At 62.6% G+C, this 24,162-nt stretch carries 23 protein-coding genes and 1 pseudogene; 17 read left to right on the top strand and 7 right to left on the bottom strand.

Annotated elements, in window-relative coordinates:
- Positions 1 to 139: 139 nt before the first annotated feature.
- The 4 genes and pseudogenes from WLQ66_RS10610 to WLQ66_RS10595 all read left to right on the top strand — a co-directional run.
- A pseudogene (locus tag WLQ66_RS10610) lies at positions 140 to 421 on the top strand (transposase); the annotation flags it as partial.
- 260 nt (positions 422 to 681) lie between these two features.
- A complete protein-coding gene (locus WLQ66_RS10605; RefSeq protein WP_340546270.1) occupies positions 682 to 1,767 on the top strand; it encodes a Hint domain-containing protein in 1,086 nt (361 codons plus the stop codon).
- A gap of 280 nt (positions 1,768 to 2,047) precedes the next feature.
- Entirely contained in the window at positions 2,048 to 2,668 is a 621-nt protein-coding gene (gene rpsD, locus WLQ66_RS10600) for a 30S ribosomal protein S4 (protein WP_072505221.1), read from the top strand.
- A gap of 206 nt (positions 2,669 to 2,874) precedes the next feature.
- The gene (locus WLQ66_RS10595; RefSeq protein WP_340546269.1) at positions 2,875 to 3,459 is read left to right on the top strand and encodes a PA14 domain-containing protein; all 585 of its coding nucleotides are present in this window, start codon (positions 2,875 to 2,877) and stop codon (positions 3,457 to 3,459) included.
- A 42-nt stretch (positions 3,460 to 3,501) separates the two neighbouring features.
- Here the strand turns inward: WLQ66_RS10595 and WLQ66_RS10590 are convergent, their stop codons facing one another.
- Positions 3,502 to 3,963, bottom strand: a complete 462-nt coding sequence (locus tag WLQ66_RS10590) for an Lrp/AsnC family transcriptional regulator (protein WP_340546268.1) — start codon at positions 3,961 to 3,963, stop codon at positions 3,502 to 3,504.
- A 152-nt stretch (positions 3,964 to 4,115) separates the two neighbouring features.
- Here WLQ66_RS10590 and hisC point away from each other — a divergent pair, with 152 nt between their 5' ends.
- Genes hisC through WLQ66_RS10575 form a run of 3 tightly spaced genes read left to right on the top strand, consistent with a single transcriptional unit; the run spans position 4,116 to position 6,990 of the window.
- Positions 4,116 to 5,201 (top strand): histidinol-phosphate transaminase, encoded by a 1,086-nt coding sequence (gene hisC / locus WLQ66_RS10585; RefSeq protein ID WP_340546267.1) that lies wholly within the window; start codon positions 4,116 to 4,118, stop codon positions 5,199 to 5,201.
- Complete coding sequence (locus WLQ66_RS10580) at positions 5,198 to 6,118, top strand: prephenate/arogenate dehydrogenase family protein (RefSeq protein WP_340546266.1); 921 nt, start codon at positions 5,198 to 5,200, stop codon at positions 6,116 to 6,118. Before hisC ends, WLQ66_RS10580 begins: the two co-directional genes overlap by 4 nt.
- The gene (locus WLQ66_RS10575) at positions 6,115 to 6,990 is read left to right on the top strand and encodes an extensin-like domain-containing protein (protein WP_340546265.1); all 876 of its coding nucleotides are present in this window, start codon (positions 6,115 to 6,117) and stop codon (positions 6,988 to 6,990) included. Before WLQ66_RS10580 ends, WLQ66_RS10575 begins: the two co-directional genes overlap by 4 nt.
- On the opposite strand, the gene WLQ66_RS10570 is transcribed toward WLQ66_RS10575, so the two are convergent.
- Positions 6,987 to 7,988: a DUF2125 domain-containing protein gene (locus tag WLQ66_RS10570; RefSeq protein ID WP_340546264.1), complete on the bottom strand. Its 1,002-nt coding sequence runs from the start codon at positions 7,986 to 7,988 to the stop codon at positions 6,987 to 6,989. The genes WLQ66_RS10575 and WLQ66_RS10570 overlap by 4 nt on opposite strands.
- A gap of 67 nt (positions 7,989 to 8,055) precedes the next feature.
- Here WLQ66_RS10570 and WLQ66_RS10565 point away from each other — a divergent pair, with 67 nt between their 5' ends.
- The 3 genes from WLQ66_RS10565 to WLQ66_RS10555 all read left to right on the top strand — a co-directional run bounded on the left by WLQ66_RS10565 (position 8,056) and on the right by WLQ66_RS10555 (position 11,818).
- Positions 8,056 to 8,586 (top strand): gamma-glutamylcyclotransferase, encoded by a 531-nt coding sequence (locus tag WLQ66_RS10565; RefSeq protein ID WP_340546263.1) that lies wholly within the window; start codon positions 8,056 to 8,058, stop codon positions 8,584 to 8,586.
- 79 nt (positions 8,587 to 8,665) lie between these two features.
- A complete protein-coding gene (locus tag WLQ66_RS10560; protein ID WP_340546262.1) occupies positions 8,666 to 9,847 on the top strand; it encodes a biopolymer transporter ExbB in 1,182 nt (393 codons plus the stop codon).
- Between the two features lie 3 nt (positions 9,848 to 9,850).
- A complete protein-coding gene (locus WLQ66_RS10555) occupies positions 9,851 to 11,818 on the top strand; it encodes a peptidoglycan -binding protein (protein WP_340546261.1) in 1,968 nt (655 codons plus the stop codon).
- Between the two features lie 16 nt (positions 11,819 to 11,834).
- Here WLQ66_RS10555 and WLQ66_RS10550 read toward each other — a convergent pair whose 3' ends face one another.
- The 4 genes from WLQ66_RS10550 to gloB form a co-directional block, all read right to left on the bottom strand.
- Entirely contained in the window at positions 11,835 to 12,404 is a 570-nt protein-coding gene (locus WLQ66_RS10550) for a DUF2087 domain-containing protein (protein ID WP_340546260.1), read from the bottom strand.
- Positions 12,405 to 12,611: 207 nt separating this feature from the next.
- Entirely contained in the window at positions 12,612 to 13,577 is a 966-nt protein-coding gene (locus WLQ66_RS10545; protein ID WP_340546259.1) for a M23 family metallopeptidase, read from the bottom strand.
- Between the two features lie 5 nt (positions 13,578 to 13,582).
- Positions 13,583 to 15,904, bottom strand: coding sequence for an ATP-dependent Clp protease ATP-binding subunit ClpA (gene clpA, locus WLQ66_RS10540; RefSeq protein ID WP_340546258.1), 2,322 nt, complete (start codon positions 15,902 to 15,904; stop codon positions 13,583 to 13,585).
- Between the two features lie 182 nt (positions 15,905 to 16,086).
- Positions 16,087 to 16,860 (bottom strand): hydroxyacylglutathione hydrolase, encoded by a 774-nt coding sequence (gene gloB, locus WLQ66_RS10535; RefSeq protein ID WP_340546257.1) that lies wholly within the window; start codon positions 16,858 to 16,860, stop codon positions 16,087 to 16,089.
- A 65-nt stretch (positions 16,861 to 16,925) separates the two neighbouring features.
- Here gloB and WLQ66_RS10530 point away from each other — a divergent pair, with 65 nt between their 5' ends.
- The 7 genes from WLQ66_RS10530 (at position 16,926) to WLQ66_RS10500 (ending at position 23,656) form a co-directional block, all read left to right on the top strand.
- Complete coding sequence (locus tag WLQ66_RS10530) at positions 16,926 to 17,672, top strand: class I SAM-dependent methyltransferase (RefSeq protein ID WP_340546256.1); 747 nt, start codon at positions 16,926 to 16,928, stop codon at positions 17,670 to 17,672.
- Positions 17,673 to 18,256: 584 nt separating this feature from the next.
- Positions 18,257 to 18,817, top strand: a complete 561-nt coding sequence (locus tag WLQ66_RS10525) for a F0F1 ATP synthase subunit delta (RefSeq protein WP_340546255.1) — start codon at positions 18,257 to 18,259, stop codon at positions 18,815 to 18,817.
- Positions 18,818 to 20,356 (top strand): F0F1 ATP synthase subunit alpha, encoded by a 1,539-nt coding sequence (gene atpA / locus WLQ66_RS10520; protein ID WP_340546254.1) that lies wholly within the window; start codon positions 18,818 to 18,820, stop codon positions 20,354 to 20,356.
- A 14-nt stretch (positions 20,357 to 20,370) separates the two neighbouring features.
- The gene (locus WLQ66_RS10515) at positions 20,371 to 21,252 is read left to right on the top strand and encodes a F0F1 ATP synthase subunit gamma (RefSeq protein ID WP_340546253.1); all 882 of its coding nucleotides are present in this window, start codon (positions 20,371 to 20,373) and stop codon (positions 21,250 to 21,252) included.
- 20 nt (positions 21,253 to 21,272) lie between these two features.
- Positions 21,273 to 22,697 carry a F0F1 ATP synthase subunit beta gene (gene atpD, locus WLQ66_RS10510; protein WP_340546252.1) on the top strand — a complete coding sequence of 475 codons (1,425 nt, stop codon included), beginning with the start codon at positions 21,273 to 21,275 and terminating at the stop codon, positions 22,695 to 22,697.
- 11 nt (positions 22,698 to 22,708) lie between these two features.
- The gene (locus WLQ66_RS10505; RefSeq protein ID WP_340546251.1) at positions 22,709 to 23,122 is read left to right on the top strand and encodes a F0F1 ATP synthase subunit epsilon; all 414 of its coding nucleotides are present in this window, start codon (positions 22,709 to 22,711) and stop codon (positions 23,120 to 23,122) included.
- A 183-nt stretch (positions 23,123 to 23,305) separates the two neighbouring features.
- Complete coding sequence (locus tag WLQ66_RS10500) at positions 23,306 to 23,656, top strand: H-type lectin domain-containing protein (protein WP_340546250.1); 351 nt, start codon at positions 23,306 to 23,308, stop codon at positions 23,654 to 23,656.
- Here WLQ66_RS10500 and WLQ66_RS10495 read toward each other — a convergent pair.
- Positions 23,653 to 24,030, bottom strand: coding sequence for a GFA family protein (locus WLQ66_RS10495; protein ID WP_340546249.1), 378 nt, complete (start codon positions 24,028 to 24,030; stop codon positions 23,653 to 23,655). The two genes, WLQ66_RS10500 and WLQ66_RS10495, sit on opposite strands and share 4 nt — an antisense overlap.
- Between the last annotated feature and the right edge of the window lie 132 nt (positions 24,031 to 24,162).

The raw sequence follows: 24,162 nt of genomic DNA, 5'->3' as shown, positions 1-24,162 counted from the left end.
ATGGCGCCCCAAGGGGCGCTTCTGGCGTTCGTAGCACTGGATGTGTGGAAACACAGATTTGGCCCGAGAAATATGGACAGTTGAGCTAGGTGGATTTCCCGCTCCTGATCCGGCAGCGTGCCGGGACGAAGGAGCGACGATGGCCAGACGACCCAGACGGAACCACAGCCCTGCATTCAAGGCGAAAGTCGCATTGGCAGCTTTGAAGGGCGACAAAGCGATGAGCGAATTGGCGACGCAGTTTGACGTTCATCCGAACGAGGTCGAGCAATGGAAAGACCAGCCCCTAGGCCGCGTGACAGACGTTTTTTGACGACAAGCCGAAGGCGTCGAAGGAGCCCGAGATCGATGTCAAATCGTTGCACGCGAAGATAGGCCAGTTGACGCTGGAAAACGTTTTTTTGGGCGAAGTGCTCGCCAAGGCCAGTCTGTTGAGAACGCTTGCGGGGTCTCACGGCAGACGCAATGCTCCAGCCCTTGTCGCTCCCAGTCCTGCCAGCCGACAACCACCATCCCTTTCGTCCTTCCTCATGTGAGCTGTCTTGAAATCGTAGGCTGCATCTCTTTGACCATAAAGGACGAGGGACTGTGAACCGTTCTGGTGATGTGGCTTTTGTGGGCGGGCGGTTTCTGTTAACGTTGGTTTAACAACAATACCGCCAGAGACAGGCAGTCGAGCATATGCAAACAGGCTTTCGAGGCACCTACGTCATTTCGTGGGGGCAGACCGAAGTGGATGGTCTGCCGGGGGCGCCGGTGTCGGCACTGGCCGCCGGGGCAAGCTGGCGCTGGCGCGGGGCGCCGCTGCGGGTCGACGGGCCTGGCAATCTCCTGGAGCTGGAACCTGGCGATGCGGAGCGGGATCTGCGGCGCAACGCGGCGCGGTCCGTGCGCCGGTTGGTCGGGCTGGCGATCGAACTCGGACCGCAGGGGCGGGACCGCCCGGCTGCCCGGCCGGAGGAGGACCGCCCGGAGACGGTGCTGCGGGATCGTTATTTCGTGGTGACCGACGGGCGGCGCAATTACACGGTGACGCTGATTGATGTCGGGCCCGTGCAGCGGCCGCTGTTGATGTTTGTCGATTCTCAACCTCCGAGCGACAGGGATCTGTGGGTCGTCGATGTGCGGATGGACACAGGCGACCGACGCGATGTGCGGTCGCATACCGGCGTGATCTGTTTTACCCCCGGAACCATGCTGCGCACCCCTGCAGGGGCGACACCCGTTGAACAGCTGCAGGAAGGCGACTGGATCCAGACCCGCGACAGCGGCGCCCAGCAGATCCAGTGGATTGGCGCGCGGCGGATGACCGGCGCACGGCTGTTCGTCGCGCCTGAGCTGCGCCCGGTGCGGATCAGGGGAGGGGCGCTTGGCATCGAGCGGCCCGATGCGGATCTGCTGGTCTCGCCGAGCCATCGCATGCTGCTGCGGGGGCCGCATGTGCAAAGCCTGTTCAACACGCCCGAGGTGCTGGTTGCGGCGCGCGATCTGATCAATGGTCGCGAGATTACGGTCGATACGCAGCTGCGCGAGGTCACCTATATTCATGTCTTGTTGGCGGAGCATCAGGTGCTGTGGGCCAATGGGGTCGAGACGGAGAGCTTTCACCCCGCCCAGGCGGCGCTGAGCGCGCTGCGCGATGAGGATCGCGCCCGGCTGTTGCAGCAACTGCCGGATCTGGAAGTCGATGCGATGCGCTATGGCGAATTCGCGCGCCGCAATCTCAGCCAGCCGGAGGCGGCAATCCTGCGACATGCAGCAGCCTGACCGCCTGTCGGCCGCGCGCTGAGACCGTGCGACCGCGCGGCTGGCGGAGCCGTTTTTCCCTCTGCCTTTGGCAAGGCGCGATAGGGGCGGAAAAGCTGGTTGACTCTCTCTCGCCCTCGTCTATACACGCGGCTTCATTGGTGTTGGCGGCTCCCGCAAGGGAATGCCTGTCATGCCCGAAGAGCGCAAGGATCACCCGGTCCTTCGCGACACGGAGCAAGAGGACAACGCCCTTCGATGCAGCCCTTTGGGGTGCGACCAAAACTGAAGGAGATCAGCCGTGACCAAACGCACGTCTGCCAAGTACAAAATTGACCGCCGTATGGGCGAAAACATCTGGGGCCGTCCGAAGTCCCCGGTGAACCGTCGTGAATACGGCCCCGGCCAGCACGGCCAGCGCCGCAAGGGCAAACTGTCCGATTTCGGTATCCAGCTGCGCGCCAAGCAGAAGCTCAAGGGCTACTACGGCGACCTGACCGAGAAGCAGTTCCGTCGCATCTACGCCGAAGCTGAGCGTGTTAAAGGCGACACCGGTGAAAACCTCATTGGTCTGTTGGAGCGCCGCCTGGACGCGGTTGTGTACCGTGCCAAATTCGTTGCAACCGTTTTTGCGGCCCGTCAGTTCGTGAACCACGGTCACGTTCTGGTCAACGGCAAGCGCGTGAACATCCCCTCCTACCGCGTTAAGGAAGGCGATGTGATCGAGGTTCGCGAGAAGTCCAAGCAAATGACCGCACTGCTGGAAGCTGTTCAGCTGGCAGAGCGTGACGTTCCTGACTACGTCGAAGCCGACCACTCCAAGATGACCGCCACTTTCGTGCGCGCACCGGGCCTGTCCGACGTGCCGTACCCGGTTGTGATGGAACCGAACCTGGTCGTCGAATTCTACGCCAAGAACTAAGTCCTGTCCGAACCGGACACGACAGAAAGGGGCTGCCATCTGGCGGCCCCTTTTTCATTTGCTACCGCAGCGGAGGGTCACTGGTGATCGCCTGGGGTGACAGGTGCCGCCCGCCGCTGCCGCCATTTGCGATTGCCAGCTGCCCCTTTGCGGACCTATCCTTTTTGCAGACGCCCGCTCAGAGGTGATGAACAGGAAGGTAGACGATGAAAATGACCCGTATTCTGGGGATGGCTGCAATGGCAGCTGTCACCGCAACACTCACAGCAACACTCTCATGGGCGGCGCCCCTGCGCCTGACCCCGGCAAACCCGCAACCGACGGGGCTGAAGCCGGGTCTGTCGGTGCGCTATGCCTATCCCGACGACGTCAAGACGCTGCGCGCCGCTGCCAAGGCGCTGGAGGCCGGAGCCGAGGTCGGACCGCCGCTCAAGGGGCTTGACTATCGCGATACCAGCATCGGGCAGAATGCCCTCACCTCCAAACGCTCGGAGCATGTCGCGGCTGACATCCGTGGCTATGTGCGTTTTGATGCGCCGGGCATCTATACGATTGATTTCCTCACCAATGATGGCATCCGGGCGACGATCGGCGGCAAGGTGGTCGGCAAATTCGATGGTCGGCAGACCTGTCAGGAGACCTTTGCCCAGCAGGTGGAGGTGCCGCAAGCCGGCTGGTATCCGATCCATGTGCTGTATTTTCAGCGGCTGAATACCTCCTGCCTGCATATGCGCATGGGGCCAAAGGGCAGCCGTGTCACCTGGATGCCGAACAAGGCTTTTGGCCGCTGACAGGACTGCGGATTAGCGGTGACCGGTTGCGGGCGCCTGCGGCTATAGCGGCAGCGGGCGTCCTTCGGCGATGGCTTCCATGGCGAAATACGACGTGACGCTGTCCAGCTCGACACCTTCGATCAGGCGCTGGTAGACCTTGTCGTAACTGGCCATATCCTCGGTCACGACCTTCAGCTGGTAATCGTAATCGCCGCCGATGCGGTGGAAATCGACCACCTCGGGGATGGTCAGCACATGGCGGCGAAAGGTCTGCAACCATTCCGCCGAATGGTGACGTGTGCGCAGCATCACAAAGACCACCAGATCCAGCCCCAGCTGCTTGCGGTCCAGACGGGCGGTGGTGCCCTGCATCAGGCCGCTTTCGCTCAGGGTTTTCAGGCGTCTCCAGCAGGCGTTCTGCGACAGGCCGACCTGCTCTGCCAGATCGCGCTGCGAGAGGCTGGCGTCACGCTGCAGGGCGCGCAGCAGGGCCAGGTCGATGTTATCCAGCTTATGGGTCATGGCCCCATCATGGCGGCGGGCATGGCGGAGTTCAATCACTCAGTGCAGCCAACGGACGGGACCGGGACATTGCAATCCGGCAAGAGGCGTCTTGCCGCTTTCCCATTGCTGCCAAGGCGGTTATTACGAGGCGGCATCAAGGAGCATCTACCATGACCCACATCGCGCCGCAGCCTGGCATATTGGACATCGCCCTTTATGAGGGCGGGGCTGCCCATGTGAAAGGGGTGAGCAATGTGACCAAGCTCTCCTCCAATGAAAACCCATTGGGGCCAAGCCCGAAAGCCATTGAGGCAATGCAGGCGGCGGTCTCTCAGATGCACCGGTATCCGAGTTCCGATCACAGCGCCCTGCGTCAGGCGATTGGCGAGGTCTACGGCCTGCCGGCGGAGCAGATCATCTGCGGGGCGGGCAGTGACGAGATTATCACCTTTCTCTGTCAGGCCTATGCGGGGCCGGGGGATGAGGTTCTGTTCACCGAGCATGGCTTTGCCATGTATCGCATCAGCGCCCTGGCGGCCGGGGCGACCCCGGTCGAGGTGGCGGAACGCGAACGCGTCACCGATGTCGATGCGCTGCTGGCCGGATGCAGCGAGCGCACGCGGCTGGTGTTCATCGCCAATCCCAACAATCCTACCGGCACGATGATCGGCACCGCTGATCTGGCCCGGCTCGCCGATGGTCTGCCACGGGGGGCACTGCTGGTGCTGGATGGCGCCTATGCGGAATATGTCGAAGATTATGACGCCGGGGCCGAGCTGGTGGCCAGCCGCGACAATGTGGTGATGACGCGCACCTTCTCCAAGATCTACGGGCTGGGTGGCGCTCGGGTCGGCTGGGGCTATGCGCCGAAAGTTATCATTGACGTGCTGAACCGGGTGCGCGGTCCGTTCAATCTGTCGTCCACCGCTCTTGCCGGGGCGGAGGCAGCGGTGCGGGATACGGAGTATACCGAACATTGCCGTCAGGAAAACGCCAGGTGGCGCGGCTGGCTGGCCGAGGCGCTGGCGGAGTTGGGTGTGCCTTCAGACACCTCCTGTGCGAATTTCATTCTGGCGCGCTTTGCCAGCCCGGAAGAAGCGGGCGCCTGCGATGCCTTCCTTCAGTCGCGCGGGCTGATCGTGCGCCGGGTGAGCGGATACAAGCTGCCCGCAGCGCTGCGGATCACCGTGGGCGATGAGACCGCATGCAAGCAACTGGTTGCGGCTGTGAAGGCGTTCAAGGATGGCGCGGCATGAGCGCGCCGATCTACAACCGCATCGCGCTGATTGGTCTTGGCCTGATCGCCTCCTCCATGGCACATGCCATTCGCCGTGGCGGGCTGGCAGGCGAGATCACCGGCTATGCCCGCAGCGCACAGACCCGCGACACCGCGCGCCGGATCAACCTGTGTGATCGTGTCTGCGAGACGGCTGCGGAGGCAGCGCAGGACGCTGATCTGGTCGTGCTCTGTGTGCCTGTGGGGGCGATGGATGCTGTGATGGCGGAGATTGCACCGGTGCTGAAACCCGGTGCCACGGTTTCCGACGTGGGGTCGGTCAAACGCCATGTGATCGACGCGGTGTTGCCGCATATCCCCGACGGGGTGCATTTCGTGCCGGCCCACCCATTGGCGGGCACCGAACATTCCGGGCCCGAGGCCGGGTTTGCCGAGCTTTATGACAACCGCTGGTGCCTGCTGGTGCCGGTAGAGGGCTGCGAGCGCGCCCCGGTGGACCGGTTGCGCCGGCTCTGGGAGGGGATGGGCTCCAACGTCGATGAGATGGACGCGGATCACCATGATCTGGTTCTGGCGGTGACCTCGCATGCGCCGCATCTGATTGCCTATACGATGGTTGGCGTGGCTGATGACCTGCGCCGGGTGACCGATAGCGAGGTGATCAAATACTCGGCTGCGGGATTTCGTGACTTCACCCGAATTGCCGCCTCCGATCCGACGATGTGGCGGGATGTATTCCTGACCAACAAGGATGCGACGCTGGAAATTCTGGGACGTTTCACCGAGGAGCTGTTTGCCCTGCAACGGGCCATCCGCACCGGGGATGGGGAGCATCTGCACCAGTATTTCACCCGCACCCGGGCCATCCGCCGGGGCATTATCGAGGCCGGGCAGGACACGGCGGCGCCGAACTTCGGCCGCGAGACCAAGTCATGAGGCGCGGCTGGCGGTCGGGGGCGCAAGCGGTTGCGACGGCAGCCGGGCTGATCGTCATGATCGCCGTCAGCGCCGGGGCCACTGCGGCCAATGCGCCTGACCGCTCGCTGCGGCCCAATGCGCGCCCGGATCCGGCGGCTGTCGCCGCTTTGACGCCGACGCCCGCCGCTGCTGCGGTCACCGTTTCATCGGATCTGCGCCCGCAAGGGCGACCGCCGTCTGAACAGGCCGTCGCCATGGCTGCGCTGCGCCTGCCGATGATGCCGACCGGTCCAGAGGCCTCTCTGCGTCCGCATCTGCGGCCCGGCGATCTGGCGGAGAAAATCCTGTTCGGCAAACGCAAACGCCGCAAGACCTCGGTCTGCGGTGATATCGACATTCAGGGAGCAGAGGTGGGTGCCGTACCGGGGCGTCTGAACGGCTGCGGCGCAAAGAATGCGGTGCGGGTGCGCTCGGTTGCCGGGGTGACGCTCAGCCAGCAGTCGGTGATGACCTGCGACACCGCCCGCGCGCTCAAGAAATGGGTGGAGCGGGATGTGGTCAAGGCCTTTGGCCGGCGTGACAAGGTGGTGGCCCTGAGGGTGGCGGCGCATTATTCCTGCCGCACCCGGAACAACCGGCCGGGCGCAAAGATCTCAGAACATGGTCGGGCCAAGGCGATTGATATCTCGGGCTTCGTTCTGGAGAGCGGCAAGGTGATCACGGTGCTGAAAGGCTGGACCGCGCGCGCCACGCGCAAGGGGCTGCGGAAGATGTGGAAAGGTGCCTGTGGCCCGTTTGGCACCGTGCTGGGGCCGCTTTCGGACCGGTACCATCTGGATCATTTCCATCTGGACGTCGCCCGCCATCGCGGTGGTCCTTATTGCCGCTAGCGCAGGATCAGACGGGGCGCTGGACCGATCGGCAGCGGACCGAGTGTGACATAGCCGGAGCGCAAAGTCAGCGGCAGATCAAGGTCGCGATGGTTGCCGCCAAGCCCGGCAAAGACCCGCAAAACCCGCTCAATCCCGGAGCGCGCAGTCGGGTGCAGGCTGCCTGAGGCTTCGGCCATTTGCAGGATGTCCTGCCAGTTTTCAACCTGAAGCGCGAGATCGCCCTCTGGCAGGCCGGTCTCATCCAGACGCAGCTCGCCTGTCGCCTTGATGCGCATCGGGCCCCAGCGGGCCTCGGCCAGATGCAGCGAAATCTGGCGCGGCTGCGGGCGGCGCAGCTCAATCGCGCTGCGGTTCCAGCTGGTGTCGAACCCCACATTCATGTCGAGCGTGACCGTCTCCAGCCGCTCGGGAAGCCCCTCGGTCGCCGCTAACCGCTGGCGCAACAGCGGGTGAGGGGACACACCCTGCGCATCGGCGTGGATCTGGTAGTGGTTCTGCGCATCGGTCCGCGTCATCTCCAGCAGGACCGCCTGACCGCTCAGCTCGGGTTTGCCATTGCTCTGTATCGTCCAGTTTCTGGCCATCATGTGCAGCTGTTCCAGGTCCAGCGCGGATCCCGGTGCCAGTTGCAGCTCGGCCCGCAGCCCCTCGGCGTGCAGGATCGCGGTGCTGTCGAAATAGGAGAACCGTTGTGGTGTCGGCGGCAGCAGAAGCGTCACGGTGCCGGGCCAGAGTGCAAGGCTGCGGATGTCGAGCCAATCGGCACGCCATGCGGTGCCGGTGCCCGGATCGGCGAGGGCCGGGGTGGTGATCCGGTGATGGTGATAGAGTGGATAGCCGGAGGTGCGCAGCGTGGCATAATCGGCCTGCCAACCCTGCCGCTGCTGCTCGGCAAACCAGCCATCCAGCCCCTGACGCAGGCCCCAGGCGGCAACCGCCCAGTAAAGGCTCCAGACGGAGACCGAAATGAGCAGCATTTTTGTCCAACGGATCATCATTCGGCCTCTTTTCTGGACGTGGGATTTGATGTTTATAGACCGCGATCAAAAAAGGGCCAGCGTCATGACCATGTGGGTATTTGGATACGGATCTTTGTTGTGGAATCCAGGTTTTCCGGTGGCCCGCCGCGAAGTTGCGACCCTGCCGGGCTATGCGCGGTCCTTCTGCATGAAGTCGATCCATCATCGCGGCAGCGAGGAGAAACCCGGTCTTGTGCTGGCGCTGGATGCCATCGAAGGGGCGGCCTGTACCGGAATCGCGCTGGCGGTCGAGGCTGGCCACGAAGAGCAGACCTTGCTGGAACTGCGGGCGCGGGAGCTGATTTCCTCGGCCTATGTGGAGAAGGATCTGACGGTGCAGCTGGCCAGCGGCGGGGAAGTTACCGCCGTGACCTATGTGATTGATCCCGATCATATCCAATATTGCGGCGGCATTAGCCTCGAAACTCAGGCGCAGATCATTGCCGAAGCGGTTGGGGGACGTGGCCCCAATACCGAATATCTGTTCAATACGGCCGAGCATCTGGCGGAGATCGGGCTGCGCGACGCTGATTTGGATTGGCTTGCGGCGCGTGTGCGGGATCTTGCGTCATAAAGCCTTGGCTCTTTTGAGGATTTGCCTATAGGCTCCGGTTCTGCAAGAGCACCAAAAAAAAGTGTCAGGAGCCACAGCTATGGCGCAGCCAGACCGCGAAAGCAGACCGCAGTTTTCCCAACCGGTACGCCAGATTATCATGATGCTGATCGCTCTCGGGCTGTCAGGGTTCGGGGCCTTTGTGGCGCTGCCGCGCGTTTTGCCGGTGTTTGAAGCCAACCCCTGGCTCAACGGGTTTATCGGTCTGGTGTTTGTTTTCGGCGTGATGGCCTGTTTCTGGCAGGTGCTGCAACTGATCGGGTCGGTACGCTGGATCGAGGCTTTCGCTGCCGGGGTCGCCAGAGAGGATGTTCGCCCACCGTCGATGCTGGCACCGCTGGCGTCACTGTTGCGGTCGCGGGGCGCGCGGATGCAGCTTGGCTCATCCTCGACCCGCTCGATCCTCGATTCCGTTGCGACCCGGATCGACGAAGAGCGTGAAATTACACGCTATATCGTTAACCTGCTGATTTTCCTTGGCCTTCTGGGGACGTTCTATGGTCTTGCGACCACGGTGCCAGCGGTGGTCGATACCATCCGCAGCCTCGCCCCGCAGGAAGGTGAGGAAGGGATCGCAGTGTTCAACCGGCTGATGACCGGGCTTGAGGCGCAGCTGGGCGGCATGGGCGTTGCCTTTGCCTCGTCTTTGCTGGGGTTGGCGGGATCGCTGATCGTCGGGCTGCTTGAGCTGTTCGCAGGCCATGGTCAGAACCGGTTCTACCGTGAGCTTGAAGAATGGCTGTCGTCTTTTACCCGCGTCAGCTTTTCTTCAGGCGAGGAGACAGGCGGCGGTGAAAACACGGCACTTGCAGGTGTGCTGGACAGCATGACCGAGCAGATGGACGCGTTGCAGTCGATGTTTGTGCAAACCTCCGAAGCCCGCGCCGGGGTGGATCAGAAACTGTCCGAGCTGGTGGATGCGATTACAGATATGAACCGGCGGCAGGACCAAACCGAAGGCACGGCCCGGGCGCTGGAGCGGGTCGCAGTGGGGCAGGAGGCCCTGACCGAACTGATGCGCGCCCATGGCGACGTCGGGCTGGATGCCGAAAGCCGGATGCGGCTGCGCTCTATCGACGTCCAGATGCTGCGCATCCTCGAAGAAATCTCCGCCGGCCGTCAGGAGAGCCTGGCGGAGCTGCGCAAGGATATCGACCTCCTGGTCAAGGCCTTTGCCCGACCGCGTGGATTGGGTCGCACCGCACGCGGCTCCGAGGACTAAGCGATGGCCCTGTCACGTCGCACCGGACAGCGTTTTCAGGCCTCGATATGGCCGGGGTTCGTGGATGCGATGACGGGTCTGTTGCTGGTCCTGATGTTTCTTCTGACCATCTTCATGGTGGTTCAATTTGTGCTGCGCGAGACGATTTCGGGGCAGGAAAGCCAGCTGGATGAGCTGGCCGCGGAAGTCGGGGCGCTGGCGGATGCGCTTGGGCTGGAGGAGCGGGCCAACAGCCAGTTGCAGGCCCGTCTTGGCGCCTTGTCGGCGACGCTCGGCACCACGCAGGGCGCACTTGAGGCTGCCGAGGCGGAGCTGTCGGCGGCGCGCGGAGAGATCAGCGATTTTGAGGCGCAGGTTGCGCAGCTGTTGCTTCGCCAGGAGGAGGCCAATGCCACGATCAGTGATCTGACCGCACAGCGCGCGGCGTTGCAGGCCTCGCAGTCTGAACTGGAAGGCGAGCGTGACGCGCTCTCGCAGGCGCTGGCTGCCAGCCGCAGTGAAATCGACGCCCAGACGGAGGCGGCCCGGCTGGCTGCGGCCAAACGCGAGGCGCTGGAGGCACTGGTTGCCGATCTGGAGACTACGGCGGCGGATGCCACGGCAGCGGCGCAGCAGCTGGAAACGGAGCTCACCTCTGCCGAGGCAGCGCGCCTTGCGGAGGCGGCTGCCGCCGAGGCGCTGCGCAACCGGCTGCAAGATGCGGATGCCGAATTGACCGCCATGACCCTCGCGCTTGAGGCGCAGCGGCAGGCCGCCGAGGATACGCTGACATTGCTTGCCGCTGCTGAAACGGCCAAGGACCAGCTGGATGCGCGGCTGGCCGAGGTTCTGGACGCGCTCGACAGCGCACAGGCAGCGAGCGCGGACCGGGATGTTCTGGCCGAGCGTCTGACCCGTGTCTTGGCGCAGCTCGATGCCACACAGACACGCGCCGACAGCGAGGTCGCGGCATTGCAGGAAGAGCTGGACCGGCTGCGGCAGAGCCGTGACACCGCGCAATCGGATCTTGAAACCACCACGGCGGCGCAGGCCGAATTGGAACAGCGCCTGCTGGAGGCGCTGGGCAAATTGGAACAGGCCAATGCAGCTGCTGCGGACCGGGATCTGTTGCAGCAGCGATTGCTGGCGGCCCTGAGCGACGGCAAGGATCAGGCCGCCGAAAGCGCCGAGCTGGCGAGCCTTGCAGAGCAGCGTGCCGCCCTGCTGGCACAGGCCCGCGAGAGCCTGAACGCCGAGCAGGCCATATCCGAGGAGGCGCGGCGTCAGACCGCACTGCTGAACCAGCAGGTCGCCGCCCTGCGCGAACAGCTTGGCGGTTTGCAGGCTCTGCTGGACGATTACAAAGCCCGTGATGCAGCACAGTCGGTGCAGATGCAGAACCTTGGTCAGGATCTGAACGCTGCCCTGGCCCGGGCCGCCGCCGAGGAACGCCGACGTCGGCTTCTGGAAGAGAGTGAGCGCAAGCGACTGGAGGCTGAGGCAGAGCAGCTCAGCTCCAAGGCGCAGGATCTTGAGCAGTATCGTTCAGAGTTCTTTGGCAGGCTGCGCGATGTGCTGGGTAATCAGGAAGGGGTGCGGATCGAAGGCGACCGTTTTGTCTTTGCCTCGGAAGTGCTGTTTGCCCCCGGAAGCGCCGATCTTTCGCTGGAAGGGCGGGCTGAAATCGCCAAGGTCGCAGGGATCCTGCAGACCGTGGCAGCGGCCATTCCGCCGGAAATCAACTGGATCATCCGGGTTGATGGGCACACCGATGACACCCCGCTGGGGGTGCACCCGAAATTTGCCGATAACTGGGAGCTGAGCCAGGGCCGCGCGCTGTCGGTGGTGCGCTACATGGTGCAGGCGCTGGGCATCCCGCCCGAGCGCCTGTCTGCCAATGGATTTGGTGAATATCAGCCGGTGAATCCAGCCCCGACTGCGGCTGCAAGGGCGCAGAACCGCCGGATCGAGCTGAAATTCACCGAGCGCTGAGGTGCCATTGCCGGTGCTACCGGCGCGTGATCTGCGCTTCTGCCTGGGTGCGCTGTTTGCGGCGGGCTGCCAGTCGCGAAATCAGTGCTTTGGCTTCGGCGGTGGGCTCCTGTTCGATACGCCTGTAGTCGCTGCCATCGCGTTGCCGGGTCAGCAATCCACAGGAAATCATGGTGCGCCGCAGGGTTGCGGGATCCCTGAAGCGATGTTCGCCGATCAGCAGCGCATTCACCTGCGCCTCCTGCAACGCCCTGTCGGCCGGAAAGACCGACCAGAGCCCAAACAGCGCAAGCGTCTGCACGGCGCGTTTTGACGGCCAACGCAGCAGCCGCCCCTGATCATCGAAATGGCCCAGCGTGCGCTCGATCAGCCGATGATCAGCCGCCGGCGCCATTGTGGTTTTCGTCAGCCGTCGGGCCGCTGCCTGTATGGCGCGCTGGTGTTGCAGGTTCTGAAAACCGGCGGCGCGGGCGAGCATGTTCATCAGTGTCAGATGCGAGGGGCTGGCCTCGCCCAGTTGCCGGGACAGGGCGCGGGAGAAATGGGACAGGTCATCCACCTGTAGGGGAAGCGGTTTTCGGGTCATATTGCATCCAATCGGCGCCTGTGCGGGTCGTTGGTCGCTGTCCTGACGACGCGGCGCCATCTGCGATGGAAACCGTTCGGTGATATGGCAGGTTTAGCTCTCCCATGCGGGAGCAGCGACGCCTCGGTGTCTGCCGACCGTGGCAGCAGATTAGCCGCTGAGAGCGGCAAGGCCAAGAGGGCTTGGCCCCGCCGTGTCGGTGAAGCCCTATTTCACCGTCATTTCCTGGCGCTGATCATCTACGAGCTGGCCGTCGCGCAGCAGTGTCGCGGTTGCGATGTAGCGGCCGGGTTGCAGCCCCGATCCACGGATCCGTTTGCCCGCGGCGCGGAAGAGCTGCGCTTGGGTTTTTTCCAGCGGTTCTGTCTGCTCCAGCAGGGTGCCCTGCGGCCCGTCGATACGCAGCACCAGCTGGTCACCGCTGCGGGCGCCGAAGGCATAGGCCCAGAACACGATTGCGCCGCTGCCGGTTGCCAGTGGCGACTGATCGGCGATCCCGGCCTTGATCGCTGCAAATTTCGGAACATGGTCGGCAAAGCCGCTGCCCAGAAAGCCGCCGGCCTGATAGGTGATCTCCTCGGCCCAGAGCGGCGCGCCGATGTCGGCACCGCAGCCCTGCTCCATCCGGGGGCCAAAGGGGTCTATGGTGATACCATCCTTGCGCACGGAAAGATGCAGATGGGGAAACTGGGTGTTGCCGGAGAGGCCGATTTCCCCAAGCGGTGTGCCGGCCGTGACCCTGTCGCCGGAGCTGACCTGGATGGACCCACGTTTCATGTGGCAATACTGAGTTTCCCAGCCGCCGCCGTGGCGCAGCAGAACCCCGTTTCCACATTCCCGCCCCTCGATCGCGGGGTCGTCCGGCCCGCTGGAATAGCGGTCCTCCATCCCGTCGCGGCTGCCGACCACGGTGCCATCCGCCGCGGCAAAGACAGTGACGCCGACCTCCATGTCGCTGAGATAGGGCAGGGCGATATCCGTACCCTTGTGGCCGTCATAGGTGAGGGGATTGCAGGTGAAATCCTGTGTCGCCGGTCCGATGGCGCGATCGACATATTGCTGGATCTGGCAGCTGTCGCCTAGGGTGCAATCGACCGGCCAGTCCAGAACGAGATCGCTCGCCGCGACGGGCGCGGCGAGCGAGGAGAGAAATGCCAGGGGCAAAAGACGCATTGCTGTTACTCGGCCGTAAGCAGCGGCGGCCTGTCCCCCGAGATGCGAGGCTTGGCCGGGCCTTCGATCCTGAGATCCAGTTTGCCATCCTTGATGCCGACCTTGACCAGGCCCCCCTTGGAGAGTTTGCCAAACAGCAGCTCTTCCGCCAGCGGTTTCTTGATGTGCTCCTGAATGACACGGCCCAGAGGACGCGCGCCCATGCGGTCGTCGTAGCCTTTGTCAGCCAGCCATTCTGCCGCCTTGCGGGTGAGTTCGATCGAGACATTGCGGTCCATCAGCTGGGCTTCCAGTTGCAGGACAAATTTCTCGACCACCTGCAGGATGACGTCCTTGGGCAGCGGTGCAAAGGAGATCACCGCGTCCAGACGGTTGCGGAACTCCGGGGTGAACGTGCGTTCGATGGCGGCTGTATCCTCGCCTTCGCGGCGATCACGACCAAAGCCGATGGCGGCCTTTGCCTGCTCGGATGCGCCGGCATTCGAGGTCATGATAAGCACGACATTGCGGAAGTTCACGGTGCGGCCGTTGTGATCGGTCAGCTGGCCATTATCCATGACCTGCAACAGGATGTTGAACACATCCGGGTGCGCCTTCTCGATTTCATCCAGCAGCAGCACGCAGTGGGGATGCTGGTCAACACCATCGGTCAACAGCCCGCCCTGATCAAAACCGACATAGCCCGGAGGCGCACCGATCAGGCGGGAAACCGCGTGTTTCTCCATGTATTCGGACATGTCAAACCGCAGAAGCTCCACACCCAGCGTATCGGCGAGCTGTTTGGCGACCTCTGTCTTGCCGACGCCGGTGGGGCCTGCAAAGAGATAGTTGCCGATGGGTTTTTCCGGTTCGCGCAGACCGGCACGGGCCAGTTTGATGGCGCTGGACAGCGCCTCGATCGCGTTGTCCTGACCAAAGACCACCCGTTTCAGCGAGCGCTCCAGATCCTTCAGCACCTCGGCGTCGTCCTTGGAGACGTTTTTGGGCGGGATGCGGGCGATCTTGGCGACAACCGCTTCGATCTCCTTCACACCGATGGTCTTGCGGCGTTTGCTTTCGACCACCAGATGCTGTGCGGCACCGGCCTCGTCGATGACGTCAATCGCCTTGTCCGGCAGTTTGCGATCATTGATGTAGCGGGCGGAGAGCTCCACCGCAGATTTGATCGCATCGCTGGTAAAGCGGATGCCGTGATGGTCCTCGAAATAGGGTTTCAGCCCTTTCAGGATCTCGATGGAATCCTCGACCGACGGTTCATTCACATCAATTTTCTGGAACCGGCGGGACAGCGCGCGGTCCTTCTCGAAATGCTGGCGGAACTCCTTGTAGGTGGTGGAGCCCATGGTGCGCAGCTTGCCGCCCTGAAGCGCGGGCTTCAGCAGGTTGGACGCGTCCATGGCCCCGCCGGAGGTGGCGCCTGCGCCGATCACCGTGTGGATTTCGTCAATGAACAGAACTGCATCGGGGTGATCTTCCAGCTCGGTAACGACGGCTTTCAGACGTTCCTCGAAATCGCCGCGGTAGCGGGTGCCCGCCAGCAGCGCGCCCATATCCAGCGAATAGATGGTGGTTTCCGACAGAACCTCGGGCGTTTCACCGGCGACAATCTTGCGCGCCAGACCTTCGGCGATGGCGGTCTTGCCAACGCCGGGATCGCCAACCAGAAGCGGGTTGTTCTTGCGGCGGCGGCACAGAACCTGGATGCAGCGCTCAACCTCGTGGCTGCGCCCGATCAGCGGGTCAATGTCGCCCTCGCGCGATTTTTCATTGAGATCGACGCAGTATTTCGCCAGCGCGCTCTCTTTCTTGTCGCCCTCGGTGGTGGGCTGGGGCTCTTCTTCGACTTCGGGGGAGCCGGTGACGGGCCGGGACTCACCAAAGGCCGGATCCTTGGCCACGCCATGGGCGATGAAATTCACCGCGTCATAGCGGGTCATGTCCTGATCCTGCAGGAAGTAGGCCGCGTCGCTCTCGCGCTCGGCGAAGATGGCGACCAGCACATTGGCGCCCGTCACCTCGGTCCGGCCGGAGCTTTGAACATGGATGGCGGCGCGCTGGATCACGCGCTGGAAGGCAGCGGTCGGTACCGCTTCGGAGCCGTCGATGTCGGTGACCAGATTGGCGAGATCCTCATCGACAAATTCGACAAGGGTTGCACGCAATTCGGTGAGGTCGACACTGCAGGCGCGCATGACGCGGGCCGCGTCCGGCTCATCCAGCAGGGCCAGAAGCAGATGCTCCAGGGTTGCGAATTCGTGACGCCGTTCGTTTGCCAGCGCAAGCGCGGCGTGAATGGCCTGTTCCAAAGTGCTCGAGAATGAAGGCACGGGCGTGCTCCTCTTGGTCTTGGGTTGGCGTTGAGGCTGTGGGACGGATGCCTAGCCTTCCACAGTCCAACCATGTCCTGATAGTATTAGAGTTTGGTTGATACGTGCCCGGCTTCAAGTTCTTTCTTGCAATTTCTTGTCACATTTCTCGTGACTGTGCCGTGAAACGGCAGCCGGGGCGCCTAAAACTTGTCCTTTCGCGCCCGGATTTCAGCAAAGACCTTGGTCGCCGGCGCCCCGCCCATGCCAAGGGCATCCTTGACGCTGTCGAGATGGGCCCGCAGGAACGGGTTGGTGTCCAGCTCCTCTTGCAGGCGTGACGGGACTGTTGGCCGCCCTTCTGCACGGTCCGCATCAATCGCCGCGCAGCGCTGTTGCAGAGCCGGGTTGTCCGGGTCGATGGTGAGCGCGAAGCGGGCATTGGACTGGGTGTATTCATGGCCGGAATAGACCGTGGTGTCGCGGGGCAGGGCGGCGAGTTTCTGCAGGCTCTGCCACATCTGGTCGGCAGTCCCTTCAAACAGGCGGCCACATCCCAGCGCCATCAGGCTGTCGGCTGTGAAAACCGCTGAGGACGCCGGGAGGTGAAAGGCAATATGGCAGAGGGTATGGCCGGAGACATCCAGCACATGGACCTCCTCGCCGAGGCAGCTGAAGGTCTCTCCCTCGGCCACCGCCAGATCTAGATCCGGCAGGCGATGGGCATCGGCGCGCGCGCCGACGATCTGGCAGTCATAGGATGCACGCAGGTCGGCGACCCCGTCGATATGATCCCAGTGGTGGTGAGTCAGCAGGATCTGATCCAGCCCCCAGCCGCGCCTGTCTAGCTCCGACTTGATGGCCTCCGCTTCCGGCGCATCAACCAGCGCGGTCTGACCGGTGGCGGCATTGTGCAGCAAAAAGGCATAGTTGTCGGACAGGCAGGGCAGGGTGACGATTTCAAGGGGCATGGTCATTCGCTTCTCGATGGGTAAACTGACGGCGACTGGCCTCAGATTGGCCCAAGCAACGGACGCCCGCAATGCATGTTGATGTTCAGGATCTGAGGAATTTCTACTATCGCAGCACCCTAGGGCGGGCGGCGCAGGCGTCGATCCGCGGTCGGCTGCTGGAACTATGGCCCGAGGCGGCCGGGCTGACGGTCGCGGGGTTTGGGTTTGCGGCACCGCTGCTGCGCCCCTATCTGGCAGAGGCGCGGCGGGTGATTGCGCTGATGCCCGGGCCGCAGGGGGTGATGCAATGGCCGGCCGGGCTGCCCAATGTTTCGGTGCTCTGCGAAGAGACCTCCTGGCCGATTGAAACCGGGCATGTGGATCGGCTGGTGCTGCTGCACGGGCTGGAGACCTCGGACCGGCCGTCGCATCTGCTGGAGGAATGCTGGCGGGTGCTGGGACCGGGGGGGCGCGCCGTCTTTGTGGTGCCCAACCGTGCCGGTCTCTGGGCGCGCTCGGATGTGACCCCGTTTGGCTTTGGCCGCCCCTATACGCTGAGCCAGGTGGAAAATCAGCTGCGCCTGCATCAGTTCACCGTCGAGCGGCACTCAGCCGCGCTTTATCTGCCGCCCAGTCAGCGCCGCTTCTGGCTGAAGTCCGGGCCTTTGTTTGAGCGGATGGGGGATCGTCTTCCGGCGATGCTGGGGGGCGGTGCGTTTCTGGTGGAGGTCAGCAAGCAAGTGCATGTCCAGCGCGGCGAGATGACCCGCCTGCGCCGTCCCAACCCGATCCGGGTGCTGGAAGGGTTGTCCAATCCGATGCCCGAACCGGCGTGACGGGGGCGATTTCAAGGGCGGGCGGATGCGTCCGGGCGGTCGTCGATGTCGTTTGCGGCGTATGCACAGGGTGACGGCAGGTCGCCTGCAAACGACGCCGCGTCGCGGCGTCTGCGGGCTGGACAGGTGGCGCAAAATGGGGCGCGATGAGAGGCTATGAAATAGGCGGTTCTTAATCTTTGGCAGGTGGCGCAGGGTGACCTTGCGGAAGGCGGCTTCGGGTGCTCTGGTGCTTGATTCCCCGCATATGGTTCAAAATCGCGCTTTCAGTGCTCGTTTTCGACGGTTTGGAGGTTTTTTTGTCCTCAGGGCGTGATTTTTGCTGATTTGGAATCGCAAAATTGACGCCTAAAGTCGGTTTTTTTGACGCATGTTCTGTCGTTTCATCGAGTGTTATTGCCTAATCACTTGAAAACGCTTGAAACTTCCTTTTTTACCTCGCTGTCCAAGGCAGTTGATAGGTTGCCAACGCTCTGCTACATCCACGCTGATTTTGACGCCCCACCAGATTGTGGGGAGACCTCACGCCCCCGGACGCCACCTGCAAGGGTTAGCCAACCGGGGCCAATATCGGAAGGGTGGACGTGTCCGAACCAGCTTCGATCTCCGCAGGCATTGCCGCGCGCTATGCCACCGCGATCTTTGAGATCGCCGAAGAGAGCAAGGCGCTTGATAGCCTTGAAACCAGCATCAATGACCTGTCTGCCGCTCTGGCGGATAGTGAAGATCTCCGCGACCTGATCACGTCACCCCTGGTGTCGCGTCAGGAGCAGGGGGCTGCGATCACCGCAATTGCCAAGAAAATGGGCCTGGCCCCGGTTCTGGCAAATGCGCTGTCGCTGATGGCCGAAAAGCGCCGCCTGTTTGTGGTGCCTGCGCTGCTTGAGGCTCTGCGCGCACGCCTGGCCGAAACCCGTGGTGAGATTACCGCCGATGTCACATCGGCAAAGGCGCTGACCAAGACCCAGAGCGAAAAGCTGGCCAAGACACTGGCCGAACGCACCGGGAAAAAGGTCGTGATCAATGCAACCGTCGATGAAAGCATCATTGGCGGTCTTGTCGTTAAAGTGGGCTCGAAGATGATCGACAGCTCGATCCGCTCCAAGCTCAACTCCCTACAGAACGCAATGAAAGAGGTCGGATAAATGGGTATCCAAGCAGCAGAAATTTCTGCGATCCTGAAAGACCAGATCAAGAATTTTGGTCAAGAAGCCGAGGTGGCAGAAATTGGCCGCGTGCTGTCCGTTGGTGACGGTATTGCCCGCGTCTACGGTCTCGACAATGTCCAGGCCGGCGAGATGGTCGAATTCCCCGGCGGCATCATGGGCATGGCGCTGAACCTCGAATCCGACAACGTCGGTATCGTTATCTTCGGCTCCGACCGTGACATCAAAGAAGGTGACACCGTCAAGCGCACCAACTCCATCGTGGACGTTCCCGCTGGCCCCGAGCTCCTCGGCCGCGTAGTCGACGGTCTGGGCAACCCGCTGGACGGCAAGGGTCCGATCAACGCATCCGAGCGCAAGGTTGCCGACGTGAAGGCACCGGGCATCATCCCGCGTAAATCGGTTCACGAGCCGATGGCAACCGGCCTGAAATCGGTTGACGCGATGATCCCGATTGGCCGTGGCCAGCGAGAGCTGATCATTGGTGACCGTCAGACCGGTAAAACCGCCGTTGCGCTGGACGCCATCCTGAACCAGAAAGTCTACAACGACGCCGCTGGTGATGATGAATCCAAGAAACTGTACTGTGTTTACGTCGCGATCGGCCAGAAGCGCTCGACCGTGGCCCAGCTGGTGAAGAAGCTGGAAGAAACCGGTGCGATGGAATACTCGATCGTGGTTGCCGCAACCGCGTCCGAACCGGCTCCGATGCAGTTCCTGGCGCCTTACGCCGCGACCGCGATGGCCGAATACTTCCGCGACAGCGGCAAGCACGCGCTGATCGTTTATGATGACCTCTCCAAGCAGGCCGTCGCCTATCGCCAGATGTCGCTGCTGCTGCGTCGTCCGCCGGGCCGTGAAGCCTATCCTGGTGACGTTTTCTACCTGCACTCCCGCCTGCTGGAGCGTTCCGCGAAGCTGAACGAAGAATTTGGTGCCGGCTCGCTGACCGCGCTGCCCGTGATCGAAACCCAGGGCGGCGACGTGTCCGCGTTTATTCCGACCAACGTGATCTCGATCACCGACGGTCAGATCTTCCTGGAAACCGAACTGTTCTACCAGGGCATCCGTCCTGCTGTGAACACCGGTCTGTCGGTGTCGCGTGTGGGCTCCTCGGCTCAGACCAATGCAATGAAATCCGTTGCTGGTCCGGTTAAGCTGGAACTGGCTCAGTACCGCGAAATGGCAGCCTTTGCACAGTTCGGCTCCGATCTGGACGCCGCGACCCAGCAGCTGCTGAATCGTGGTGCCCGCCTGACCGAGCTGATGAAACAGCCGCAGTACGCACCGCTGACCAACGCCGAGATCGTTTGTGTGATCTTTGCAGGTACCAACGGTTACCTCGACAAAGTCGACGTGAAAGCAGTCGGCCGTTACGAGGCTGGCCTGCTGGCGCATCTGCGCAGCAAGCACCAGGACCTGCTGGATTGGATCACCAACGAAGACCCGAAGATCAAGGGTGATGCAGCCGACAAGATCAAAGCAGCTCTGGACGCGTTCGCAGCTGACTTCGCTTAAGGGGGGATCAGGCGTTGCCTAACCTTAAAGACCTTAAAAACAGGATCGCGTCGGTCAAATCGACCCGCAAGATCACCAAGGCCATGCAGATGGTCGCGGCCGCAAAACTGCGCCGCGCCCAAGAGGCCGCCGAAGATGCACGTCCCTATGCCGAACGGTTCAACGCCGTTATGGCCGGGCTCGCCGCATCTGTCGGTGGCAGCGATTCTGCACCCAAACTGCTTGCCGGCACCGGTAGCGACCAGGTTCATCTCCTGGTCGTGCTGACCGCCGAACGCGGGCTGTGCGGGGGCTTCAATTCCAACATCGCCAAGCTGGCCCGGGTGGAAGCCCAGGCGCTGAAGGCGGCGGGTAAGACTGTCAAGATCCTGACAGTCGGCAAAAAAGGCCGGGACGCGATGAAGCGCGACCTTGGAGAATATTTTGTCGGCCACGTGGATCTGAGCGACGTCAAACGTGTTGGCTATGCCAATGCGCAGGACATCGCCAAGGACGTTCTGGCCCGCTTTGATGCCGGGGAATTCGACGTTGCGACGCTCTTTTATGCGCGGTTCGTGAACGTTGTGACCCAGGTGCCGACAGCCCAGCAGGTGATCCCGGCGTCGTTCGATGCCACGGAAGACGCGGCTGCGACCAGTTCTGCGGTTTATGACTACGAGCCCAGCGAAGAGGCCATTCTGGCCGACCTGCTGCCGCGCGGCGTCGCAACGCAGATCTTTGCAGCGCTGCTGGAAAACGGGGCCTCCGAACAGGGTGCCCGGATGAGCGCGATGGACAACGCGACCCGCAACGCGGGCGAGATGATCGACAAGCTGACCATCGAGTTCAACCGCTCGCGTCAGGCCGTGATCACCAACGAGCTGATTGAAATTATTTCGGGCGCCGAGGCGCTCTAAAAGAAAACCGGAGACGAAACATGGCAAATGCAAAAGGCAAGGTGACCCAGATCATCGGCGCCGTTGTGGACGTGCAATTCGACGGCCACCTGCCGGCGATCTTGAACGCGCTGACCACCGACAACAATGGTAAGACCCTGGTTCTGGAAGTTGCCCAGCACCTCGGTGAAAACACCGTCCGTACGATCGCGATGGACGCGACCGAAGGTCTGGTTCGCGGTCAGGCTGTTGCCGACACCGGCGCACCGATCTCGATCCCCGTCGGCAACGCGACCCTGGGCCGCATCCTGAACGTCGTGGGTGAGCCCGTGGACGAGCAGGGCCCGGTGAACGCAGCGGAGACCCGTTCGATCCACCAGCCCGCACCCGAGTTCAGCGACCAGTCCACCGAATCCGAAGTGCTGGTAACCGGCATCAAGGTGATCGACCTGCTGGCCCCCTACGCCAAGGGTGGTAAAATTGGTCTGTTCGGCGGCGCCGGCGTTGGCAAAACCGTTCTGATCATGGAACTGATCAACAACATCGCAAAAGTGCACTCGGGCTTCTCCGTGTTCGCCGGTGTTGGTGAGCGGACCCGTGAAGGCAACGACCTCTACCACGAGATGATCGAATCCAACGTTATCAAGCCCGATAACCTGGAAGAATCGCAGGTGGCCCTGGTTTACGGCCAGATGAACGAGCCTCCGGGTGCGCGTGCCCGTGTTGCTCTGACCGGTCTGACCCTGGCGGAACAGTTCCGTGACCAGTCGGGCACCGACGTTCTGTTCTTCGTGGACAACATCTTCCGCTTCACCCAGGCGGGTTCCGAGGTTTCGGCTCTGCTCGGCCGTATTCCTTCGGCTGTGGGCTACCAGCCGACGCTGGCCACCGACATGGGTGCGATGCAGGAACGCATTACCTCCACCAAGAACGGTTCGATCACCTCGATCCAGGCTGTGTATGTTCCCGCGGACGACCTTACCGACCCGGCACCGGCAACCACCTTTGCCCACCTGGACGCGACCACCGTTCTCAACCGTTCGATCTCGGAACTGGGTATCTACCCGGCTGTTGACCCGCTCGACTCCACATCGCGCCTGATGGACCCGTCCATCGTGGGCGAAGAGCATTATGCTGTGGCCTCCGACGTTCAGCAGATCCTTCAGCGCTACAAGTCGCTGCAGGACATCATCGCGATCCTCGGCATGGACGAACTGTCCGAAGAGGACAAGCTGACCGTGACCCGTGCGCGTAAGATCCAGCGCTTCCTGTCCCAGCCGTTCGACGTTGCAAAGGTCTTTACCGGCGCAGACGGCAAGCAGGTTCCGCTTGAGGACACGATCGCGTCGTTCAAAGCCGTTGTGGCTGGCGAATACGACCACCTGCCCGAAGGCGCCTTCTACATGGTTGGCGGCATCGACGAGGTGATCGCTAAAGCCGAGAAAATGGCTGCTGACGCGGCCTAAGGAGGGCCCTGATGGCTGATACGATGCAATTCGACCTCGTGAGCCCGGAGCGCCGCCTGGCGTCGCTCCCGGTGACCGCGGTAATGATCCCCGGCGCGGAAGGCGACATGACGGCTATGGCCAACCATGCGCCGACCATCACCACGCTGCGTCCGGGTGTCCTGCGGGTTGAAGGCCCGCAAGGCACATCGGAATATCTGGTCACCGGTGGCTTTGCTGAAATCGGCGCTGACGGTCTGTCTGTCCTTGCTGAAAAGGCAATCCCCATGGACCAGCTGACGCGCGCGCAATTGGACGAGCTGATTGAAGAGGCCCGCACGACCTACAAGACCGTGCAGGAAACCGATCAACCGCATGGTCTCGTCGAAGACGCGGCCAAGCTGCTCGCTGACATGGAAGCCCTGGGCACCCACATGAGCCTCTGATCCGTCAGAGCCATGGCAAAACACGATAAACCGGCCCCTTGCGGGCCGGTTTTGTTTTTTGGCAGAGTTGCAGGACAGGCGGCGCACTCGCCCGCGCCCTGTGCGCCAGGCTTTGCGCAGGTCGGGCGGTGCGCAGAGCGGGCAGGGAAGAGATCGGGCAGGGGTTCAGGGGGCGGAAACAGTATGAAACGTGTACAGAGCCCCCGCCTTGGGGTGGATCAGGGCGATATCGAGATCTTCTCGGAGTTCGAGAATGGCGGCAGCATGTGGACCGGAACCGGCCCGCGCGAACGCCGTCGCGAGGTGCGCTTTTCCGAGCCCTTTGCCGAGCTGCCTGCGGTGCATCTCTCCAGCTCGCTGGTGGATATCGATTCAGGGGCCGCCATCCGGGCGGAGCTGGTCGCCGAGAAGATCACCCACCAAGGATTTGACGTGGTGTTTCGCACCTGGAATGACAGCCGCGTCGCGCGGATCCGGGCCTCCTGGCTGGCGATCGGTACGCTGCCCTTTGCCGATGACTGGGACGTGCCCTAACTCGGGTCTCTGTCGCGGTCAAAACGGGTCAGACCCGGAAACGCGGGCAGCCAGCTCTCGCGGCGCAGGCACCAGCCTTCATAGCTTGGCAGCAGCCCGTCCGTGGTTTCGAGCGCACCCAGATGCAGCTCGATCTCATCGCCGCTTCGGGCAAAAACCGACGAGCCGCAGATACCACAGAAATGGCGCCCCCTGTAATGCTGCGGCCTGCCATCAACAGTGACAGCCGATGCCGGGAAAATCGCAGCCGCGTAGAACAACGCGCCATGGTGCTTGCGACAGTCGCTGCAATGGCAGATGCCAACCCGGAGCGGCGCACCGGAGGCGCTGATACGGATGGCGCCGCACAGGCAGCTGCCCTGATGGTGCTGCATCCTCCTGCCTCCCCGCTTTAAGCCACGCGCCAAGCCTAACGTGCTGGGCGGCGTGCCGTCGATAGCGGCAAGACGAAAAACCCCACGCGCTGGGTTCCGGGCGTGGGGTCAAAGAGCTTGGCCGATTGGCGG

The sequence above is a fragment of the Phaeobacter sp. A36a-5a genome (assembly GCF_037911135.1).
Lineage (GTDB): Bacteria > Pseudomonadota > Alphaproteobacteria > Rhodobacterales > Rhodobacteraceae > Phaeobacter > Phaeobacter bryozoorum.
The sequence above is the reverse complement of the archived record's forward strand: the minus strand, read 5'-3'. Positions and strand labels throughout refer to the sequence as shown.